General features: G+C 61.4%; 17 protein-coding genes. All 17 read left to right on the top strand.

Annotation, left to right across the window (positions count from 1 at the left end; genetic code table 11):
- Positions 1–10 precede the first annotated feature (10 nt).
- Positions 11–1,579: a galactarate dehydratase gene (gene garD / locus HR9077_RS18290; protein ID WP_136068740.1), complete on the top strand. Its 1,569-nt coding sequence runs from the start codon at positions 11–13 to the stop codon at positions 1,577–1,579.
- A gap of 33 nt (positions 1,580–1,612) precedes the next feature.
- Positions 1,613–2,938 carry an enolase C-terminal domain-like protein gene (locus tag HR9077_RS18285; protein ID WP_136068739.1) on the top strand — a complete coding sequence of 442 codons (1,326 nt, stop codon included), beginning with the start codon at positions 1,613–1,615 and terminating at the stop codon, positions 2,936–2,938.
- Between the two features lie 205 nt (positions 2,939–3,143).
- Positions 3,144–3,896 carry a FadR/GntR family transcriptional regulator gene (locus HR9077_RS18280; RefSeq protein WP_136068738.1) on the top strand — a complete coding sequence of 251 codons (753 nt, stop codon included), beginning with the start codon at positions 3,144–3,146 and terminating at the stop codon, positions 3,894–3,896.
- Between the two features lie 54 nt (positions 3,897–3,950).
- Positions 3,951–5,528, top strand: a complete 1,578-nt coding sequence (locus HR9077_RS18275) for an aldehyde dehydrogenase (NADP(+)) (protein ID WP_136068737.1) — start codon at positions 3,951–3,953, stop codon at positions 5,526–5,528.
- A 407-nt stretch (positions 5,529–5,935) separates the two neighbouring features.
- Positions 5,936–6,853, top strand: a complete 918-nt coding sequence (gene kdgD / locus HR9077_RS18270; RefSeq protein ID WP_136068736.1) for a 5-dehydro-4-deoxyglucarate dehydratase — start codon at positions 5,936–5,938, stop codon at positions 6,851–6,853.
- Positions 6,854–6,962: 109 nt separating this feature from the next.
- Positions 6,963–8,303: an enolase C-terminal domain-like protein gene (locus HR9077_RS18265; RefSeq protein WP_136068735.1), complete on the top strand. Its 1,341-nt coding sequence runs from the start codon at positions 6,963–6,965 to the stop codon at positions 8,301–8,303.
- Positions 8,304–8,402: 99 nt separating this feature from the next.
- A complete protein-coding gene (locus tag HR9077_RS18260) occupies positions 8,403–9,479 on the top strand; it encodes a TRAP transporter substrate-binding protein (protein ID WP_136068734.1) in 1,077 nt (358 codons plus the stop codon).
- Between the two features lie 62 nt (positions 9,480–9,541).
- The gene (locus HR9077_RS18255; RefSeq protein WP_136068733.1) at positions 9,542–10,093 is read left to right on the top strand and encodes a TRAP transporter small permease subunit; all 552 of its coding nucleotides are present in this window, start codon (positions 9,542–9,544) and stop codon (positions 10,091–10,093) included.
- The gene (locus HR9077_RS18250) at positions 10,093–11,409 is read left to right on the top strand and encodes a TRAP transporter large permease (RefSeq protein WP_136068732.1); all 1,317 of its coding nucleotides are present in this window, start codon (positions 10,093–10,095) and stop codon (positions 11,407–11,409) included. The genes HR9077_RS18255 and HR9077_RS18250 overlap by 1 nt, the downstream gene beginning before the upstream one ends.
- Before the next feature lie 22 nt (positions 11,410–11,431).
- Positions 11,432–11,578: a hypothetical protein gene (locus tag HR9077_RS21945; RefSeq protein WP_168380995.1), complete on the top strand. Its 147-nt coding sequence runs from the start codon at positions 11,432–11,434 to the stop codon at positions 11,576–11,578.
- A gap of 582 nt (positions 11,579–12,160) precedes the next feature.
- Complete coding sequence (locus HR9077_RS18245) at positions 12,161–13,165, top strand: TRAP transporter substrate-binding protein (protein WP_136068731.1); 1,005 nt, start codon at positions 12,161–12,163, stop codon at positions 13,163–13,165.
- Positions 13,166–13,177: 12 nt separating this feature from the next.
- Positions 13,178–13,765: a TRAP transporter small permease gene (locus HR9077_RS18240; protein ID WP_168380994.1), complete on the top strand. Its 588-nt coding sequence runs from the start codon at positions 13,178–13,180 to the stop codon at positions 13,763–13,765.
- 4 nt (positions 13,766–13,769) lie between these two features.
- On the top strand, positions 13,770–15,050 hold the full coding sequence (locus HR9077_RS18235; RefSeq protein WP_136068730.1) for a TRAP transporter large permease: 1,281 nt from the start codon (positions 13,770–13,772) through the stop codon (positions 15,048–15,050).
- 33 nt (positions 15,051–15,083) lie between these two features.
- Positions 15,084–16,220, top strand: coding sequence for a mandelate racemase/muconate lactonizing enzyme family protein (locus HR9077_RS18230; RefSeq protein ID WP_136068729.1), 1,137 nt, complete (start codon positions 15,084–15,086; stop codon positions 16,218–16,220).
- A gap of 2 nt (positions 16,221–16,222) precedes the next feature.
- A complete protein-coding gene (locus tag HR9077_RS18225) occupies positions 16,223–17,086 on the top strand; it encodes an amidohydrolase family protein (RefSeq protein WP_136068728.1) in 864 nt (287 codons plus the stop codon).
- Positions 17,087–17,201: 115 nt separating this feature from the next.
- On the top strand, positions 17,202–18,002 hold the full coding sequence (locus HR9077_RS18220; RefSeq protein WP_136068727.1) for an NAD-dependent epimerase/dehydratase family protein: 801 nt from the start codon (positions 17,202–17,204) through the stop codon (positions 18,000–18,002).
- A gap of 681 nt (positions 18,003–18,683) precedes the next feature.
- Positions 18,684–19,439: a FadR/GntR family transcriptional regulator gene (locus tag HR9077_RS18215; RefSeq protein WP_136068726.1), complete on the top strand. Its 756-nt coding sequence runs from the start codon at positions 18,684–18,686 to the stop codon at positions 19,437–19,439.
- Positions 19,440–19,625 lie beyond the last annotated feature (186 nt).

The following is a 19,625-nucleotide window of genomic DNA, read 5'->3' as shown; positions in this document are numbered from 1 at the left end:
GAGTCACTGAATGAGTACTGACCAGGCAAAAACTCGCGTTATCAAGGTGCACGACGATGACAACGTGGCCATCGTCGTGGAGCGGGGCGGATTGCCCGAAGGTACCCGCCTTCTTGATGGCACAACGCTGGCTGCAGCCATTCCCCAAGGCCACAAGGTCGCCTTGACGCCATTGGCAAGCGGCGACCCCATCGTTCGCTACGGCGAGGTGATCGGCACTGCGACATGCGACATTCCCCGGGGCGGGCACGTCAATGAAACGAACGTGCAACTGCCGCAGCCCCCGGCGCTCGAGGACATGCCGTTGGCGACGCGCTCCGCGCCCCAGGCCGAGCCGCTCGAAGGCTATACCTTCGAAGGGTTTCGCAATGCCGATGGTTCGGTAGGCACCAAAAATATCCTGGGCATTACCACTAGTGTGCAGTGTGTCGCCGGGACCACCGACCATGTGGTCCGCCGCATCAAGAGCGAGCTGCTGCCCGACTATCCCAATGTCGATGATGTCGTGGCGCTCAATCACACCTATGGATGTGGCGTTGCCATCAATGCGCCGGCGGCGATCGTGCCCATTCGGACGCTGAAGAATATTACTCTGAACCCCAATTTCGGCGGCGAAGTCATGGTCATCGGCCTGGGTTGTGAAAAGCTGCAACCGTCGACACTGGTCTCCGATCAGCCGGTCAAGATCTACGAAAACACCGAAGCGGCAGATCCCGAGGCCAATATCCTGAGTCTGCAGGACGAGAGCTTTTCGGGCTTCGAAGACATGGTCGATGGCATCCTGGCCATGGCCAGGCGCCATCTCGAAAAGCTGAACCGGCGTCAGCGCGAAACCTGTCCGGCCTCGGAGCTTGTCGTCGGTATGCAGTGTGGAGGCAGCGACGCCTTCTCCGGGGTGACCGCCAATCCTGCGGTGGGCTTCGCCACCGATCTGATCGTGCGCGCCGGTGGCAGTGTCATGTTCTCCGAAGTGACGGAGGTACGCGATGCCATTCATCTGCTCACGCCGCGCGCCGTCAACCAGGAGGTCGGCCAGGCGCTGCTGGACCAGATGGCCTGGTACGACAACTACCTCGAGCAGGGCCAGGCGGATCGTAGCGCAAATCCTTCTCCCGGTAACAAGCGCGGCGGTTTGAGCAATGTCGTGGAAAAGGCGTTGGGCTCGATCATCAAGTCTGGAAACAGCCCTATCGTCGATGTCATTGGACCGGGGGAGCGCATTCGTAAACGTGGTCTGACGTTTGCCGCAACACCGGCCAGCGACTTTATCTGCGGCACACTGCAGCTTGCTGCGGGAATGAACCTTCATGTCTTCACGACGGGGCGGGGCACCCCCTATGGCCTGCCCATGGTGCCGGTCATCAAGGTAGCCACCAATACGGCACTCAGTCAGCGCTGGCACGACATCATCGACCTTGATGCCGGGCGTATCGCCGCCGGAGAGGCAAGCATCGAGGATGTCGGCTGGGAGCTCTTCCATCTGATCCTGGACATCGCAAGCGGCAAGAAGCTTGCGGCTGCCGATCGGTTGGGCCTGCACAACGATCTTGTGTTGTTCAACCCGGCGCCAGTCACCTGAGAGCGCTCATCAACCATTTAGGAATCGTTAATCATGTTTCCAATCGTCAAAAGCATGCGCGTGGTACCGGTTGCCGGCTACGACAGTTTTCTGCTCAACCTGAGCGGTGGGCACGCCCCCTGGTTTGTACGTTGCGTGGTGATCCTGGAAGACAATGCCGGCAATCGGGGAGTCGGTGAGATCCCTTCCAGCGAAGGCATTCTCAAGGGGCTGGAGCAGTGCCGTTCGTGGGTGGAAGGCTCGGCGGTCAACGACGTCAAGCGCACCCTCAACCGTTGTCGTCTGCTGCTGGCCGGCAACGGCCGCGAGGAGCGTGGTCGTCAGACCTTCGACCTGCGCGTCGGGGTACATGTCCTGACCGCCATCGAATCGGCGCTGTTCGATCTGTTCGGCCAGGCCATGAACATGCCGGTGGCGGACCTGCTGGGTCAGTTCGGTCGGCAACGCGACGAGGTCGAGGCGCTTGGTTACCTGTTCCTGCTGGGCGATCCGGACAAGACCGACTTGCCGTATCCCAAGCCGAGCAATCCCCAGGATGCCTGGGACGAGGTGCGCTGCCGCGAGGCCCTGACCCCCGAGGCCGTCGCCAACCTGGCCAAGGCAGCCTATGAGCGCTACGGCTTCAAGGATTTCAAGCTCAAGGGTGGCGTTCTGCGTGGTGAGGAAGAAGCCGATTGCATCCGTGCGCTGCATGAAGCCTTCCCCGAGGCGCGACTGACCCTCGACCCCAACGGGGCCTGGACGCTGGACGAGGCGGTGCGCGTGCTGACGCCGATCCGCGACCTGCTGAGCTACGCCGAGGACCCGTGCGGTCAGGAAGAGAGCTTCTCGGGCCGCGAGACCATGGCCGAGTTCAAGAAACGCACGGGCCTAGCGACGGCGACCAACATGATCGCTACCGACTTCAAGCAGCTGCAGTACGCGGTACAGCTCAACGCCGTGGATATTCCGCTGGCCGATTGCCATTTCTGGACCATGCAAGGTGCGGTTGCGGTAGGCGAGCTGTGCAACGAGTGGGGCATGACCTGGGGCTCGCACAGCAACAACCACTTCGATATCTCGCTGGCGATGATGACCCATGTCGCGGCGGCCTGCCCGGGAGAAATTACCGCCATCGATACACACTGGATATGGCAGGACGGCCAGCGCATCACCAAGGAGCCGTTCCAGATCCGTGACGGCAAGCTCCGCGTGCCCGAGGCACCGGGTCTCGGTGTGGAACTGGACATGGGCAAGCTCGAGCAGGCTCATGATCTATACAAGAGCCTGGACGTCACGCAACGCAACGATGCCATGGCCATGCAGTATCTCATTCCCGGTTGGGAGTTCGATCCCAAGCGACCCACCATGGTGCGTTGATCGGCTATAGGTCTTATGGACAAGAGTGCGTTCCAGAACCCTATTTCCATGGTTGGCGGCAGGTTTCGCGAGGCGCCTTGAACCCGTCCTTGGGCGCTGCTTTCGCCCTCCATGGCGAAAGACCCTCGCGACAACCTGCCCCCGACACTCCGTGTCGGAAATATTCTGAAATGTGTTCCAAGGGCGTTCCGAGGGGCAGGGAATCATGACAGGCAATCCCGCAGCGTTGGATAACATGGGACAGCTGTACGTTCAGCCAGTCCCACGCAAGGGCAGTCTGTCATTGCATGTGGCCGAACAGCTGGAGGCGTTGATCATCGCCGGCAGCATTCCGGTCGGCCAGAAGCTGCCTGGCGAGAACGGGCTTTGCGACGCCTTCGGGGTCAGCCGTACGGTGATCCGCGAGGCAATCGCGCATCTCAAGTCGCTGGGCCTGGTGGCTACCCGTCGTGGTGTGGGTACGAGGGTGGTGCGTTGCGCTGCACTCGACCCCATGCCGGCGGAAAGGATTCGCCCGACCACGGTCGAGGAGATCCTGCATGTTCTCGAATTGCGTATGGCGGTAGAACCGGCCGCGGCTGCGCTTGCGGCCACACGCCACGTTAGTGAGGGCCGGCGACGCCTCCTGGAGGCGCATGCGTCCTTCATGCATGCCTGTAAAGTTTCTCAAGCGCGCGAGGAGGATTATGCCTTCCATTACGCGATCGCAGAGGCAACCGGCAATCCCTGCTTCACCGCGTTTTATGAACAGTTGCGTCATTGCGTGATCCCACGCGCCAATCTCATCGATGATGAAATCAACTCCGCTTCGACGGAAAAGTACCTGTCCCGGGTCGAAGGGGAGCATACCGCCATCCTCGAGGCGATCTTGGCTCGCGACCCGCAGGCGGCTCGCGAGAAGATGTATCGTCACCTCAACCGTGCCAGGACCATGTATGCGAAGTTTCAGAGCGCCTGAGCCGACAGGCCTGGGTATTGAAGGACTCTCCCAGGCTTACTAACAGGAGAAAGCATGACACTTGAAGGCAAATCACTCATCGGCCAACAGGCCGTCGCCGGCAGCAGCAGCGCCATCCACGCCGTCAATCCGGCCACCGGCGAGCAGCTCGACCCGGCCTATGCCGGCGGCAGCGCCGCCGAAGTCGAGAAGGTCGCACAGCTCGCCTGGGACGCTTTCGACACTTACCGCGAGACCTCGCTCGAGGACCGCGCGGTGTTCCTCGAAACCGTGGCCAGCGAGATCGAGGCCATCGGCGATGAACTGATCCAGCGTGCCGTGGCCGAGACCGGCCTGCCCCAGGCGCGCATCGAGGGCGAACGCGGGCGCACCTGCGGCCAGCTGCGCCTGTTCGCCAACGTGGTGCGTGCCGGCGAGTGGCTCGACGTGCGCGTCGACCCGGCGATGCCCGAGCGTCAGCCGATGCCGCGCGCCGACCTGCGCCAGCGTCACATCGCCCTCGGCCCGGTGGCGGTGTTTGGCGCCAGCAACTTCCCGCTGGCGTTCTCGGTGGCCGGCGGCGATACCGCCTCGGCACTCGCCGCGGGCTGCCCGGTGGTCGTCAAGGCGCACTCCGCCCACCCCGGCACCTCCGAGCTGGTGGGGCGCGCGGTGCAGAAGGCGGTGGCCAAGTGCGGCCTGCCGGAAGGCGTGTTCTCCGTACTGTTCGGCTCCGGCCGTGACGTCGGCGCCGGGCTGGTTGCCGACCATCGCATCAAGGCGGTGGGCTTCACCGGCTCGCGCAGTGGCGGCACCGCACTGATGAAGATCGCCCAGAGCCGCAAGGAACCGATCCCGGTATACGCCGAGATGAGCTCGATCAACCCAGTGTTCCCGCTGCCGGCGGCCCTGAAGGCGCGCGGCGAGGAGATGGCCAAGGGCTTCGTCGCCTCGCTCAACATGGGCGCCGGGCAGTTCTGCACCAACCCCGGGCTGGTGATCGCCGAGAAGAGCGCCGACCTGGACGCCTTCGTCGCCGCCGCCGGCGAGGCGCTCGAGGAGAGCGCCGCGCAGACCATGCTCACCCCGGGCATTCATGACGCCTACCAGCAGGGCGTGGCGCGGCTCTCGAGCCACGACAAGGTGCGCGAAGTCGCTCGCGGCCAGGTCGGCGAGAGCCCCAACCAGTGCCAGGCGGGGCTGTACGTCACCTCGGCCGAGGCCTTCCTCGCCGACGCGGCGCTGCAGGAAGAGGTGTTCGGCTCCACCTCGCTGGTGATCGAGTGCCGCGACCGGGCCGAGGTGAAGCAGGTCGCCGATCGACTCGAGGGCCAGCTCACCATCACCCTGCAGATGGACGATGCCGACCACGACGCGGTTCGTGACCTGCTGCCGACGCTGGAGCGCAAGGCCGGGCGCCTGCTGGTCAACGGCTGGCCGACCGGCGTCGAGGTGTGCCACGCAATGGTCCACGGCGGGCCCTTCCCGGCCACCTCGGACGTGCGCACCACCTCGGTGGGCAGCGCGGCGATCTTCCGCTTCCTGCGTCCGGTGTGCTACCAGGCGCTGCCGGAGGGGTTGCTGCCCGAGGCGCTCAAGGAGGGCAATCCGCTGGGCCTCGAGCGCCTCGTTGATGGCAAGCGCGAGGGCTGAGTCGCGTCACTGGCATCGCAATGACCGAGCCGACATGGGGGGGGCCCATGCCGGCTTTTTATGGTTTTTCGCATGGTCCGATGAAGCCACTTGATTGCTGGATCAAGCTGATACCGCAACGCCTTGATAGCTATGGTTCATCTGATCATGCCTCTCGGATAGGCGGGCATTTCAGCGGAAGTCCTGTGTGTCGAATATTCATTACCTGGCCTTCGCTCGCCGATTTTTCAGACAGATCCGTAAGTGGGCTTCTTAGCCTTTAGTTTATCGATACGTAAGTTGTATTGCTGATATCTACGGGAGTCGATAGCTTCTATTTGTATGATGTATGACATTATATAAGGGCGCAAACTATCGCGCCGGGATCCCGGTTTCGCCAAGTATCGCATGAGCAAGAGGAACCCTTTGTGAACTTCACCAGAGACGATGTCCGGAAAGCGATCGGCGATGGTCTGCTTTCGTTTCCCATCACCGATTTCGCCGCCAATGGCAACTTCGACGCCGAGAGCTATCGCAAGCGCCTCGAATGGTTCGTCAGTCATGACATCTCCGCCGTGTTCGTGGCCGGCGGAACCGGCGAGTTCTTCAACCTGACGCTGGACGAGTACCGCGAGATCGTTTCCCTGGCCGTCGAGACGGTGGGCGGCAAGCTGCCGGTCATCGCCAGTGCCGGGCTGAGCGTTGGCGCCGGCCAGGCCTATGCCAGGGCGGCCGAGCAAGCCGGTGCCGACGGCATCCTGCTGATGCCGCCGTACCTGACCGAGTGCCCGCAGGAGGGCCTGGTGGAGTACGCTCGTCAGATCTGCGACTCGACGTCGATCAACGTCATCTACTACAACCGCGGCAACGGCGTGCTCGAGGCCGATGCGGTCCAGCAGCTCGCCGATGCCTGCCCCAACCTGATCGGTCTGAAGGACGGCAAGGGCGACATCCAGCTGCTCAACAAGATCGTCAAGACGGTCGGCGATCGGCTGGTCTACGTGGGCGGGGTGCCCACCGCGGAGATCTTCGCCGAGGCGTACCTGTCCATCGGCGTGAACACCTACTCCTCGGCGGTGTTCAACTTCGTGCCGGAGATGGCGGTCACCTTCTACAAGGCGCTGCGGCAGGGCGACTCGGCCACCGTCAAGAAGATCACCAACGAGTTCTTCATTCCCTTCGTCAACCTGCGCGACACCAGGAAGGGCTACGCGGTCAGCCTGGTCAAGGCCGGGGCCGAGCTGATCGGCAAGCCCGCGGGGCCGGTGAGGGCGCCGCTTGTCATGCCGGCCGAGCGGGAAATGGCGATGCTTGAAAAGCTGATCGAGAAGGCCGCAGCGCTCTAAAACGAAGCATCGGTTCATGGGGCGTCTTCATTTGCGTCCTCGACTCTCTTATGTGCTGTGCCGCGGATAGTGCGGCGCGCATCCTGGATCTGCTGACGGAGGCTTTCCAATGTCCAGCCAAGGTACTCCCTCCATCACCGATATGCGGGTCATTCCGGTCGCCGGTCGTGACAGTATGCTGCTAAACATCGGCGGGGCGCACTCGCCCTATTTTACTCGAAACCTGGTCCTGCTGGAGGACAGTGCTGGCAACGTTGGTGTTGGCGAAGCTCCCGGTGGTGAGACGATCCAGAAGTCCCTGGAACAGGCGCGGCCGCTGGTCGTCGGCCAATCCATCGGCAAGTTGCGCTCCATGGTGGCGTCGTTGCATTCCGCTGGCCGCGGTGCCGACTTCGAGGATTTCGGCAAGGGCTCCTGGACCTTCGAGCTGCGCGTCAACGCGGTAGCGGCGCTGGAGGCGGCCCTGCTCGATCTCATGGGCAAGTTTCTCGATGTCCCGGTGGCGGAACTGCTGGGCGATGGCAAGCAGCGCGATAGCGTCGAGGTGCTGGGTTATCTTTTCTTCATTGGCGATGGTCACGCCACCCCGTTGGGCTATCGCCACGGAACCGAGGGCGCCAGTCACGATTGGTACCGTCTGCGCGACGAGGCGGCGATGACCCCGCAACGCATCGTCGAACTGGCCGAGGCGGCCCACGACCGCTATGGCTTCAAGGATTTCAAGCTCAAGGGCGGTGCATTGCCGGGCGAGCAGGAAATCGAAGCTGTTACTGCACTGCACAGGGCCTTTCCCGAGGCGCGCACGACCATCGATCCCAACGGTGCCTGGTCACTAAAGGAGGCGGTCCGGCTATGCAAGGACCTGCATGGCATCATTGCTTACGCCGAGGACCCGTGCGGTGCGGAGCAGGGTTTCTCCGGGCGCGAGATTCTGGCCGAGTTCCGCCATGCGACCAGGTTGCCTGTCGCCACCAACATGGTCGCGACCAATTGGCGCGAAATGGCTCATGCGCTGATGCTGCGCTCGGTCGACATTCCACTGGCCGACCCGCATTTCTGGACGCTTTCCGGCGCGGTGCGGGTATCCCAGCTATGCCAGGACCACGGCATGACCTGGGGGTCGCACTCCAATAATCATTTCGACATTTCACTGGCGATGTTTGCCCAGGTCGGCGCGGCGGCTGTCGGTCGTACTACCGCGCTGGACACGCACTGGATCTGGCAGGAGGGCGATGCCCGCCTGACGCGCAATCCGCCGCAGATCATCGACGGCAGGGTCGCTGTCACCGACGCACCGGGATTGGGCATCGATATCGACCTGGCGGAGGTCGAAAAGGCCAACGCACTCTATCGCAGCCTGCCGGCCGGCGGGCGCAATGACGCGATGGCAATGCAGTACCTGATCGATGGCTGGGCCTTCGATCCCAAGCGGCCGGCATTGGTGCGCTGAGGGCGCAATAAAGCACGATAACGCCGCCCGAGGAAATCGTGCCTCATCTCGAGGCGCCATTCACTGTTGAAACCACAATAGCGACAAAAGGAATCCAACATGAAGATACGCACGCTAACCCACTCCATCACGCTGGCTTCTGCCACTCTGGTCATGGCCGGCACTGTGCATGCCCAGGAGTTGAGCGTTCAGACGTCTTTCAACTCGGGGGATTATGCCTACCAGTATCTGCAGGAAGAGTGGGTCCCCAAGGTAGAGGAGATGACAGGTGGAGACGTCACGCTCAACCTGATGCCGATCGGCAGCGTGGTGCCCTACAAGGAAACTCTCGAAGCGGTGGGCATGGGGCTGCTCGATGGGGATCTTACTGCTCCGGCTTATTTTGCCGGTCGCGATCCGGCCTTCGCGTTGATGGGCGATCTGATCGCCGGCTACGACAAGCCTTCCCAGTTCCTCGACTTCTGTAAGAATGGCGGCGGTGAAGAAGTGCTGCAGAAGGCTATCGACAAGGTCGTGCCCGACAAGGTGCATGTAGTCGGCTGTGGTCCGTACAAGCGTGAAGCACTGGTGGCTGCCGTGCCGATCCGCAGTGTCGAAGATCTGAAAGGGCTCAAGTTCCGCTCACCGGAAGGACTGGCCGCGGCCGTCTTCGAGCGTGCCGGAGCGACGCCGGTCAACATTCCGTTCTCCGAGGTCTACACCTCGCTCCAGCAGGGTGTGGTGGATGCAGCGGACGCCTCGGCCTACGTCAACAACGACGCCTCGGGGCTGCACGACATTGCCAAATATCCGATCTATCCGGGCATTCACTCCATGTCCTCGCAGCAATTCACGATCAACGAGAATACGTGGGAAGCGCTGAGTGAAGAGGACCAGCAGGCGTTGAACGAATGGTTCTACGCTGCTTTCAATGATCTGGCCGATGCCGTGCATCAGCAGGATGAGAAGCTGGTGGCGCGTGACAAGGCCAAGGGCGACATCACCGTCATCGACTGGCCGCAGGAAGAGCGCGACAAGTTCCGCGAGATCGCTCGTGGCGCCTGGCAGGAGTTCGCCCAGAAGAGCCCCATTGCCCAGGAAGCACTCGATGCGCATCTCGAATACATGAAGGCCCATGGCCTTCTCGAGACTGACGGTGCCCAGTCTGAGGGCGAGGCTTCATCCACCCAGGGCTAATCAACCACGCCGGGTCGCGACAGTCGGCTGTCGCGACCCTTTTCTTGCCCGGAGAGTTCGCTATGTCTCTACTCAGCCGCCTGGCGGCCGGCATGGATCGGATCAGTGCTTTCATCGGCTATGCCTGTGCCGTGCTGTTCTTCGCCTGCATCGTCCTTTCCGCTTTCGAGGTGGTGATGCGTTACGTGTTCAATGCGCCTACCCAGTGGACCTTCGAAACCGTGATGGCCCTCTGCGCTACCGGTTGGGTGCTGACCAGTGGCTATGTCACCCAACGCAAGCGTCACATTGCCATCACCATGGTGGAGTTGCTGGTACCCGCGCATATCTGGAAGAAGATGGAGCTGGTTTCGCTCTTCGTCGCGATCTTTGCCTTGGCCTCGCTGATCTGGGCCGCCTGGGAGCCGGCGATGATGGCGTTACACGGTCTCGAACGTAGCGGCAGCTCTTTCAACCCGCCACTGCCGGCCTATCTGAAGCCGATCCTGGTGGTCGGCGCTGCGATTTATCTGCTGCAACTGCTCGCCAACGTCGTGCATTGGTTCGAGGATCGTGCCAGCGAGCGTGACGACTCGGCCGTGTCTGCCGCTCCCGCCGAGAAGGATGCCGACTGATGGGTATCGAAGTCGTTACATTATTGATCGTCCTGGCGCTGCTGGCGTTGATGGCGTTCGGCATTCCGCTTGGCGTCACGACGCTCGCGGTGTCGGTATGTACTGCTCTGATCTACTACGGCACCAACGGCCTGTTCCTGGTTGCCTCCAATGTCTATCACGTCCTCGAGAAGTACGAGCTCGTTGCCGTGCCGTTCTTCGTTTTCATGGCCAACGTGCTCGAACGATCGGGAATCGCGCATGCGCTTTTCGATAGCATGTCGATCCTCGGCGGGCGCGCACGGGGTTCGGTCGCCGTGCAGACCTGTGTGGTTGCCGTCATCCTGGCCGCCATGAGCGGCATCATGGGGGGCGAGATCGTCATGCTCGGTCTGATTGCGTTGCCCCAGATGCTGCGTCTTGGCTATGATCGCAACCTGTCGATCGGCATCATCTGCGCCGCCGGGGCTCTCGCCACGCTCATTCCGCCCTCGGTGGTCATGATCGTCTACGGTCTGGCGGCGCAGGTTTCGATTACCAAGCTTTTCGCTGCCGGTGCCATTCCCGGCATGATCCTGGCGCTGATCTATATCACCTACATCGTCATCCGCTGCAAGCTCAACCCGGCGCTGGCCCCCATCAACGACATTCCCGAGACGGCGCTTCCCCTCCACAAGCGTCTCAAGTATCTCAAGGGTGCAATCCTTCCGTTCATTCTGATCGGCTGTGTGCTGGGGGCAATCTATACCGGTATTACCACGGTCACCGAAGCGGCAGCCATGGGGGCGGTCGGGGCCATGATCATTGCCGTCATCCTCAAGCAGTTTTCCTACAGGATGATTCGCGATGCCATGCGACAGACAGCACTGACTGTCGGTTCGATCATATGGCTGGTGCTCGGTGCGGTGAGTCTGGTCGGCATCTATAACCTGATCGGCGGTGTCAGCTTCCTGACAGGGTTCCTGGAGGGGCTCGACATGCATCCACTGGCAGTCATCGCGATCATGATGGCCATCGTCATGGTGCTGGGGACATTCCTCGAGTGGATTGCGATCATCTTCATCACCGTGCCGATCTTTGCCCCCGTCGTAGTGGGGCTGGGCTACGATCCGGTATGGTTTGGGGTGCTGTTCGCCATGAATATTCAGATCTACTACCTTTCACCACCATTCGGTCCGGCCTGCTTTTTCCTGAAGAGCGTGGCGCCCAAGGGAATCGAACTTCAGCATATCTTCGTGGCTGTGCTGCCATTTATCGGGTTGCAGATGATCGGCATGGTACTGGTGCTGTTCTTTCCGCAGCTGGCGTTGTGGCTGCCCAATCTGATGTTCGACTAACGTAGAGAGATGAGCCATGCAAATGAGCAACGATGACCTGGCCCGTCAGGATGATGAACTGACCATCAGCGACTCGCCGGAAGAGGTGAACCAGTTCAAGTTTGGCTACTGGCCCGAGGTAGCCGGGCTGGTGATGACACTGGCCATCATCTGGGTGATCTTTCAGTAATGCCTGCGCTGGCAACGCGCAGGTCGGCGCCGCTCCAGGCAATCCTCCATCACTCTATGCTGAATAGGACGGTCTATCAGGGCCGCCATATTATGAGCGTATCCTGCAACCAGGATCTCTTTCGCCAGTGCGGCGTGCAGGATCTGGTCGCCAAGAAGCGCGACGCTTCTGTACCTCGCGCTGGATGAGATCCTGTCCTGACCATGCAGGATTGGCTGTTGTGCACCTTGGGTTATGGAGAATGTGATGCTTCGATATTCTTCTTGTTATTAGGCTTTAGTGCTATCCACCATGGTAGCTATTGCTTGTTCTGACGGCGGCATCTACATTTTCAAACGTATGATGTATGACATTATATTCTGGAAATTGCCCGGGTTTCTTTGTCTTCTCATCGGGCTTCGCGGTTACAAGGAGGGGGTTCCACCTGATAAAGAAGGGCGCCGATATCATCGGAAAGCCCGCCGAAAACGTACGCTAACCGCTTGTCATGCCGAGCTTGGAAGAGCGTCGGCAACTCGAAAGGCTGGTTGAAACTGTCCGTCAGCTATAACGACAAAACATGCGACATACAGGAGTCATGTCATGCAAACAAGAAAGCGCTTCAGTGTAGCAGGTTGCCTGCAGGTCACCGCGATAGCGGGGGCCCTGACCGCCATGGCCATGCCGGCCCAGGCCGAGCAGTGGCGGGGCTGGAACATCCACCCGCCGGGCTACCCGAACAGCGAAGCCCTGGAAAGTTTCGCCAAGGAGGTCGCCGAGAAGACCGAGGGTCGTGTCGAGCCCAAGGTCTATCACAACGGGGTTCTGGGCGATCAGCCGGATGCCATCGAGCAGACCCGTAGCGGTGCGCTGGATTTCGCCAACTTCAACATGGGCCCGATGGGGCCGATCGTACCGGCCACCAACGTGCTGTCGCTGCCGTTCATCTTTAATAGCGTCGACGACATGTACAAGGTCATGGACGGCGAGATCGGTGATCGCTTCGCCGATGCCCTGGCTGAAAAGAACCTTATCGCCCTGTCCTGGTTCGGCTCCGGCGCGCGCAGTCTCTACAACACCGATCATGCGGTGAAAACGCCCGACGACGTCAAGGGCGTCAAGGCCCGTGTGATGAACAACGATCTGTACGTGGAGATGATCGACAACATGGGCGGCAATGCGACGCCGATGGCCTATGGGGAGGTCTATCAGGCGCTCAAGACCGGAGTCCTCGACGGTGCCGAGAATAATTACCCGTCTTACGAATCCAGCGGCCACTATGAGGTTGCCAAGTATTACTCGCTCACCGAGCACTTGATCCTGCCGGAATGCCTGTGCGTCGCCAAGTCCAGCTGGGAAGCGCTCAGCGAGGAAGACCAGAAGGCTGTTCGTGAAGCGGCGGAAGACGCGGCCAAGGAACAGCGCCAACTCTGGGAGAAGGGCGTTGAAAAAAGTAAGCAGAAAGTTCTCGACGCTGGCGTGAAGATCAACGAAGTGGATGACAAGGCGGCATTCCAGGAAAAGATGCAGCCCATCTACGACGGGTTCATCGAGCAGAACCCGAAACTCGAGTCGCTGGTCACGGATATCCAGGCCGCGCAGCAGTAATCGTATCAATCCATGAACGACTCCGGGTCGGTTGCGACCCGGGGGTTCTTGAAAGGGTTCGCTACCGTGAGTTCCTACTCCGATCAACTCAGTGACCAGGATGCGGAAGAAAAACCGCAGACGTCGTTCGATAGATTCCTGGACGGCCTCGCTCAGCTGTGCATCATCGTGGCGGGCGTGCTGATGGTTTTCCTGATCATCACCTTCGGCTGGTTGGTCTTCGGACGCTATGTCCTCAACGATACGCCAACCTGGGTCGAGCAATCCTCGCTGGTGATCGTCGTGTATATAACCTGTCTCGGTGCCGCTGCGGGGGTACGCAACAACAGTCACCTGAGCATCGATTTCGTGCGCGAAGGGCTGCCGGCGTTGCTGCGTGAAATCATGCGTTATGTCTCAGATCTTTTCATCACGTGCTTCGGCGTTTTCATGGCCTGGCAGGGCTGGCATCTGGTCATGGAAAATCTCAGTCGTCCCATTCCGATGATCGGCTTTTCCGAGAGCTGGCGTGCGGCACCGCTGGTGATCTGCGGTGTGCTGATGGTCCTGTTCTCCGGCGTCAACATCGCTCAGCGCCTGCTCAAGTCAAGGGAGGTTTGATCCCATGGGACTGATGATCCTGTTCGGCCTGTTCTTTCTGGGCCTCATCGTCGGCGCGCCGGTGGCCTTCGCCGTCGGTCTGGCGGCGGTCGGGACCTTCCTCTACGAAGGCTTGCCGTTGTTCGTGGGTTTTCAACGGATTCTTTCGGGTATCTCGGTCTTTTCGCTGCTGGCCATCCCGTTCTTCATCTTTGCCGGCGAACTGATGCTGCATGGCGGGATCTCCACGCGTCTGGTGCGCCTGGCCTCGGCGGCGGTGGGCCGCGTGCGTGGCGGGCTGGGCATGGTCAACGTCAGCTCGTCGATGCTGTTCGGGGGCATCTCCGGTTCGGCGGTCGCCGACACCTCGGCGCTCGGCTCGATCCTCATCCCGGTCATGAAGGAGAAGGGCTACGATGCCGACTATGCGGTCAACGTGACCGTGACCTCGTCGATCGCCGGCGTGGTCATTCCTCCCAGTCACAACATGATCCTCTACGCGGTCGCCGCGGGTGGCGGCATCTCGATAACCCAGCTGTTCATCGCCGGTATCGTGCCGGGCGTGCTGATGTGCCTGGCGCTGGCGGTGGCGGCCTATGTCGTGGCGGTCAAGCGGGGCTACAAGGGCGAGCCGTTCCCCGGCTGGTCGGCGCTGATCATCAGCTTCGCGGCGGCGCTGCCCGGGCTGATGACTGCCGTGATCATCGTCGGCGGGGTGCTCTCGGGGATCCTGACGGTGACCGAATCCGGCGCCTTCGGCGCGATCTACGCCATCGTCGTGACCGGTCTGGTCTATCGCGAGCTGCGCTGGGAGTCGTTCAAGCAGGCGGTCTATCAATCGGTACGCACCACCTCGCTGGTGATGATCCTGGTCGGCTGCGCCTCGGCATTCTCTTACCTGCTGGCGCTGTACAGCGTGCCGCAACTGCTGACCGATGCGCTGCTGGGCATTTCCGACAACCCCTATGTCGTCCTGCTGATGCTCAACCTGCTGTTGCTGGGGCTGGGCATGATCATGGACATGGCAGCGCTGATCCTGATCTGCACGCCGATCTTCCTGCCGGTGGCGACCCAGTTCGGCATGGACCCGATCCAGTTCGGCATCATCATGATGATGAACCTGGGGCTGGGCCTGTGCACGCCGCCGGTCGGCGCCTGTCTGTTCGTCGGCAGCGTCATCGGCAAGATCAAGATCGAGCAGGCGGTACGCACCATCTGGCCGTTCTACCTGGCGCTGTTCGTGGTGCTGATGCTGGTGACCTATGTGCCGGCGATCTCGCTGACGCTGCCCGGCTTCTTCGAGTAGCGCTCACTTCCCATACGGATCATGGCTGCCGACATGAAGATCGAAAGGATACATACGCACGTTCTCGACTATGAACTCGAGCAGGCTTTCGAGAGCGCCTCGATGCGCTTCGAAAGGCGCCAGCACTGCCTGGTGGAGGTGGTCTGCGACGACGGCACGGTGGGCTGGGGCGAGTGCCTGGGGCCGGCCAAGGCCAATGCGGCGATCGTCGACATCTATGCCGCGGCGCTGATCGGCCGCAATCCGCTGGAAACCGAGAAGCTCTGGCTCGAGCTCTACAATTGCCTGCGCGACCAGGGCCAGCGCGGGCTGACCGTGACGGCGCTGAGCGGCCTCGACATCGCCCTGTGGGACATCAAGGGCAAGCATTACGGTGCGTCGGTCAGTGAGCTGCTGGGCGGGCGCTTTCGCGACAGCGTTCGCGCCTACGCCACGGGCTCGTTCCGCCGCGAGGGCGTCGACCGGGTCCAGGACGTCGCCGACGAAGTCGCCGGCTATGCCCGCGAAGGCTTTCATGGCGTCAAGATCAAGATCGGCTTCGACGTCGAAGAGGATCTGCGCTCGATCGCCGCGGCGCGCGAGGCGATCGGCCCCGAGCGCCGACTGATGGTCGACGCCAATCACGGCTACGACCTGCTGGAAGCGCTGGAAGTCGGCAAGCGCGCCGAAGCGTATCGTGTCGACTGGTTCGAGGAGCCGGTGCTGCCCGAACAGATCGCCACCTACCGCGCGGTGCGCGACGGACAGCCGATACCCGTCGCCAGCGGCGAGAACTGGCACGGTCGCTACGCCATGCTCGAGCCGCTCTCGACTCGCGCGGTGGACATCGCCCAGCCGGATGTCTGTGGCGTGGGCGGGTTCTCGGAAATGCGCCGTGTCGTCGACATGGCCGCGATGTTCGGCGTGCGCCTGGTGCCGCATGTGTGGGGGACGGCGGTGTGTATCGCGGCCAGTCTGCAGGTCATGGCGGCTCTGCCGCCCAATCCGCCGCGCCGCAAGCCCATCGAGCCGATCATGGAGTTCGATCGCACCAGGAACCCGTTCCGCCAGGCCGTCGTGCAGACGCCCATCGAGCACCATCAGGGCGTGGTGCCGATTCCGGACGGCCCCGGCCTGGGCATCGAGATCAACCGCAAGGCACTGCGGCAATTCGCATTGAAGGAGGCATGAGCGTGTCAGAGATTCCCGTCAACACCCGCCCGCTCGACGGTCCGGCTCCCAGGCTCGAGGCGCCGGCCGGGGCCACCGACTGCCACATTCATCTTTACCTGCCGGGCTTCGAAGCCCAGCCCGGCGGTCCGAAGATTCCCGAGTTGGCAACGTTGGAGGATTACCGCAAGCTACAGCGGCGGCTGTCGCTCGAACGGGTGGTGGTCACCCAGCCCAACGCCTACCAGCGCGACAACAGCGCCCTGCTCGCGGCGCTCGATCAACTGGGCACCGAGTGCGCCCGCGGCGTTGCCGTGGTGACCCCCGATACCCCGGCCAGCGATCTTCAGGGCTGGCATGACAAGGGCGTGCGCGGGGCGCGGATCATGAACCTGCCGGGCGGCGCGGTCACCAACGATGAGATGCTCGCCGTCGAGCAGCAGATCCGCCCGCTGGGCTGGCATCTGATGGTGCAGTTCAACGGCTGCAAGCTGAACGACTATCTCGACGATCTGCGGCGTATCGAAGGCGAGTACATCATCGACCATATCGGCAAGTTCATGCCGCCGGTGCCGGCGGACGATACCCGGGTCGACGAGATCCTGCGGCTACTCGATCGCGGCAATGCCTGGTTCAAAATCTGCGCCGGCTACGAGGCCAGCCAGACCGGCGGACCCGACTACGCGGATATCGGGGCGATCGCCAAGCGGGTCATCGCGCATGCGCCCGAACGCATCATCTGGGGCTCCAACTGGCCGCACGTCGGCGTGCCGCGCGAGCAATACCCTGACGATGCCGAGCAGCTCGATGTGCTGCTCGACTGGGCGAGCACCGAGCAACGCCAGAAGATTCTGGTCGACAACCCGGCGGCGCTGTACGGCTTCTGAGTAGCTAGCGCAGCTAGACCGCCCCCGCCCCGAGGGCTGTGTTCTCTGAGGGGGCATGAAAAATCATCAGTAGCGATGCCAGCGGCGCATGCTGGTCGCAAGTGAAGGAGGCAAAATGCTCAAGCGTTTATTGGTGACCGGTGCGGCCGGTGGTGTGGGGCGCGCGATTCGCCCGCACCTGCAGACTCTGGCACAAAAGGTGCGCTTATCGGATATCGCCGATCTCGGCCAGGCGGCAGAACATGAAGAGCTGGTGTCCTGTGATCTCGCCGATGCCCAGGCCGTATATGAGCTCGTCAAGGAGTGTGACGCGATCATTCATCTTGGCGGCGTATCGGTGGAGCAGCCTTGGAACGATATCCTTCAGGCCAATATCGTCGGTGCCTACAATCTCTATGAAGCGGCCCGCCATCTCGGCAAACCGCGCATCGTGTTCGCCAGTTCCAACCACACTATTGGCTACTATCCGCGTACTACGCGGCTCGATACCGAGGTGCCGCGCCGACCCGACTCGCTGTACGGCCTGTCCAAGTGCTTCGGCGAGGATCTGGCGAGCCTGTATTACCACAAGTTTGATATCGAGACCCTCAGTGTGCGTATCGGCTCCTGTTTTCCCAAGCCAAAGGATACGCGGATGATGGCCACCTGGTTGAGCGTCGACGACTTCATGCGCCTCATGAAGCGTGCCTTCGTGGCTCCTCAGTTGGGTTGCACTATTATCTACGGGGCCTCGGCGAACACCGAGCAGTGGTGGGACAACAGCAAATCGGCATTTCTCGGCTGGGCCCCGCAAGATAGCTCGGAGCCTTGGCGTGTCGAGGTCGAGGGGCAGGCCGGCGACCTTGATCCCGACGATCCGGCGGTCGTCTATCAGGGGGGCAAGTTTGTTGCCGCAGGGCATCCCGACGATCAGTGAGCTAAAGCGGTCTGGCATTCAGCTCGACGATTCCATTTATGAACGATGCCGGGTTGCGTTAATGGTCGCCGAGTTGTGTCACCAGTGGGGTATGATCCGGGGGCGTACGGCAATAAACATCGGGTATATCGTTGATGAGCATGACGCGCTGCAACGGCCTGCCCGGGCGAGATCAATTTTCTCGACGCGCGTCGGGGGTTGGCGAGATGGCTGGTGCATTTAGAGCACATTTCAAAACACTGATAGTGCGGATGTCGGGGAGGTTGAAGCAAGGGGCTTTCGCCATGGCCGGAAAGTGATCCATCTCCATTCCGGCATTTCCGCCATCCATGGCGGTCAGATGGCGAAAGTAGCGCCCAAGGAAGGGTTTATCAGCGCCCTTGCGAAAACCTGCTCCGGCTGCAGTACTCGATTGTGCAACGCATTCTTAGCCACATGGCCCTTGAGATTCGTGACGGCAAGCTCAATGTTATTGAAATACCCGCTTGGATGTCGAGCTCTGAATGGATCGACTTGGCAGGCTCTTGGGCTGTGCAACAGCCTGAGTGTTGCATAGCACAATGACGCCATGGCCATGCAATACTTGATTACCGACTGGCGGCTGTATCCCAATCGGCCCGTGCTGGTGCGCTAGCCGCCCAGGCTCAATGGATTCTCAACCCGTGGCGTAGTGAACCCAATATGGCAGGCAAGAACGACATAACGAAGGGCTTGAGGACGCTGAACGTACAACGCGTTTCACGGGAAGGGAGTCTCTCTCTGCACGTGGCCGACCAGCTCGAGGCGTTGATCGTCAACGGCGGGGTGCCCGTCGGCGAAAAGCTGCCGACGGAAAATGGTCTGTGCGACTCTTTCGGGGTCAGCCGTACGGTCATCCGCGAGGCGATTACTCATCTCAAATCGCTGGGTCTCGTCGAGACCCGCCGCGGGGTGGGGACTACCGTATTGCGCAATGCCACGGTCGAGGCAATGCCCGCCAACCGGATCAGCCCGACCACGGTCGAGGACATCCTGCATGTCCTCGAATTGCGCTTGAACATCGAGCCGGCCGCCGCCGAGCTGGCGGCACTGCGTCATGATGACGACGACCGACGTATCCTGCGCGAAAAACATGACGCGTTCATTCATGCGCGTGCCCAACATTCCCAGGCGCGTGTCGAGGACTATGAATTTCACTACGCTATTGCTGCGGCGACTCACAATCCTTTCTTCAAGTCGTTCTACGAACAACTGAGCCAGAGCGTCATTCCGCGTGCCAAGCTGATGAGCATCGAAATCAACACCTCGGCGACCGACACGTATCTGGCCCGGGTCGAGGAGGAACATACCTACGTGCTCGAAGCGATCTTCGCCCGCGACGGTGAGTCGGCCCGCGAAATGATGTACCAGCACCTCAACCGGGCCAGGAACATGTACGCCAAGTATCAGGAGTCGTAGCTCCAGGCACCCAGCACCTGCGAATCCAGCCACGACGGGCCGAATCTGGCCCGCGTCAATCAGGAGGAAGTCATGACCTTGGAAGGCAAACTACTCATCGGCCAGCAGGCCGTCGCCGGTTCCAGCGACGCGATCCAGGCCATCGATCCGGGCACCAACCAACGCCTGGAGCCGGTCTATGCCGGC

The organism is Modicisalibacter radicis (genome assembly GCF_900961225.1).
Taxonomy (GTDB): Bacteria; Pseudomonadota; Gammaproteobacteria; order Pseudomonadales; family Halomonadaceae; genus Modicisalibacter.
Note: the sequence above shows the minus strand (reverse complement) of the source record. Positions and strands in the feature narration are given on the sequence as shown.

What these genes read in the sequence shown, in the direction of transcription:
- HR9077_RS18285 (WP_136068739.1), top strand. Translation starts at nt 1,613, where the DNA reads ATGTTTCCAATCGTCAAAAGCATGCGCGTGGTACCGGTTGCCGGCTAC.
- HR9077_RS18245 (WP_136068731.1), top strand. Translation starts at nt 12,161, where the DNA reads ATGCAAACAAGAAAGCGCTTCAGTGTAGCAGGTTGCCTGCAGGTCACC.
- HR9077_RS18230 (WP_136068729.1), top strand. Translation starts at nt 15,084, where the DNA reads ATGAAGATCGAAAGGATACATACGCACGTTCTCGACTATGAACTCGAG.
- HR9077_RS18255 (WP_136068733.1), top strand. Translation starts at nt 9,542, where the DNA reads ATGTCTCTACTCAGCCGCCTGGCGGCCGGCATGGATCGGATCAGTGCT.
- HR9077_RS18235 (WP_136068730.1), top strand. Translation starts at nt 13,770, where the DNA reads ATGGGACTGATGATCCTGTTCGGCCTGTTCTTTCTGGGCCTCATCGTC.
- HR9077_RS18260 (WP_136068734.1), top strand. Translation starts at nt 8,403, where the DNA reads ATGAAGATACGCACGCTAACCCACTCCATCACGCTGGCTTCTGCCACT.
- HR9077_RS18250 (WP_136068732.1), top strand. Translation starts at nt 10,093, where the DNA reads ATGGGTATCGAAGTCGTTACATTATTGATCGTCCTGGCGCTGCTGGCG.
- HR9077_RS21945 (WP_168380995.1), top strand. Translation starts at nt 11,432, where the DNA reads ATGAGCAACGATGACCTGGCCCGTCAGGATGATGAACTGACCATCAGC.
- HR9077_RS18220 (WP_136068727.1), top strand. Translation starts at nt 17,202, where the DNA reads ATGCTCAAGCGTTTATTGGTGACCGGTGCGGCCGGTGGTGTGGGGCGC.
- HR9077_RS18275 (WP_136068737.1), top strand. Translation starts at nt 3,951, where the DNA reads ATGACACTTGAAGGCAAATCACTCATCGGCCAACAGGCCGTCGCCGGC.
- HR9077_RS18265 (WP_136068735.1), top strand. Translation starts at nt 6,963, where the DNA reads ATGTCCAGCCAAGGTACTCCCTCCATCACCGATATGCGGGTCATTCCG.
- HR9077_RS18280 (WP_136068738.1), top strand. Translation starts at nt 3,144, where the DNA reads ATGACAGGCAATCCCGCAGCGTTGGATAACATGGGACAGCTGTACGTT.
- garD (WP_136068740.1), top strand. Translation starts at nt 11, where the DNA reads ATGAGTACTGACCAGGCAAAAACTCGCGTTATCAAGGTGCACGACGAT.
- HR9077_RS18215 (WP_136068726.1), top strand. Translation starts at nt 18,684, where the DNA reads ATGGCAGGCAAGAACGACATAACGAAGGGCTTGAGGACGCTGAACGTA.
- HR9077_RS18240 (WP_168380994.1), top strand. Translation starts at nt 13,178, where the DNA reads ATGAACGACTCCGGGTCGGTTGCGACCCGGGGGTTCTTGAAAGGGTTC.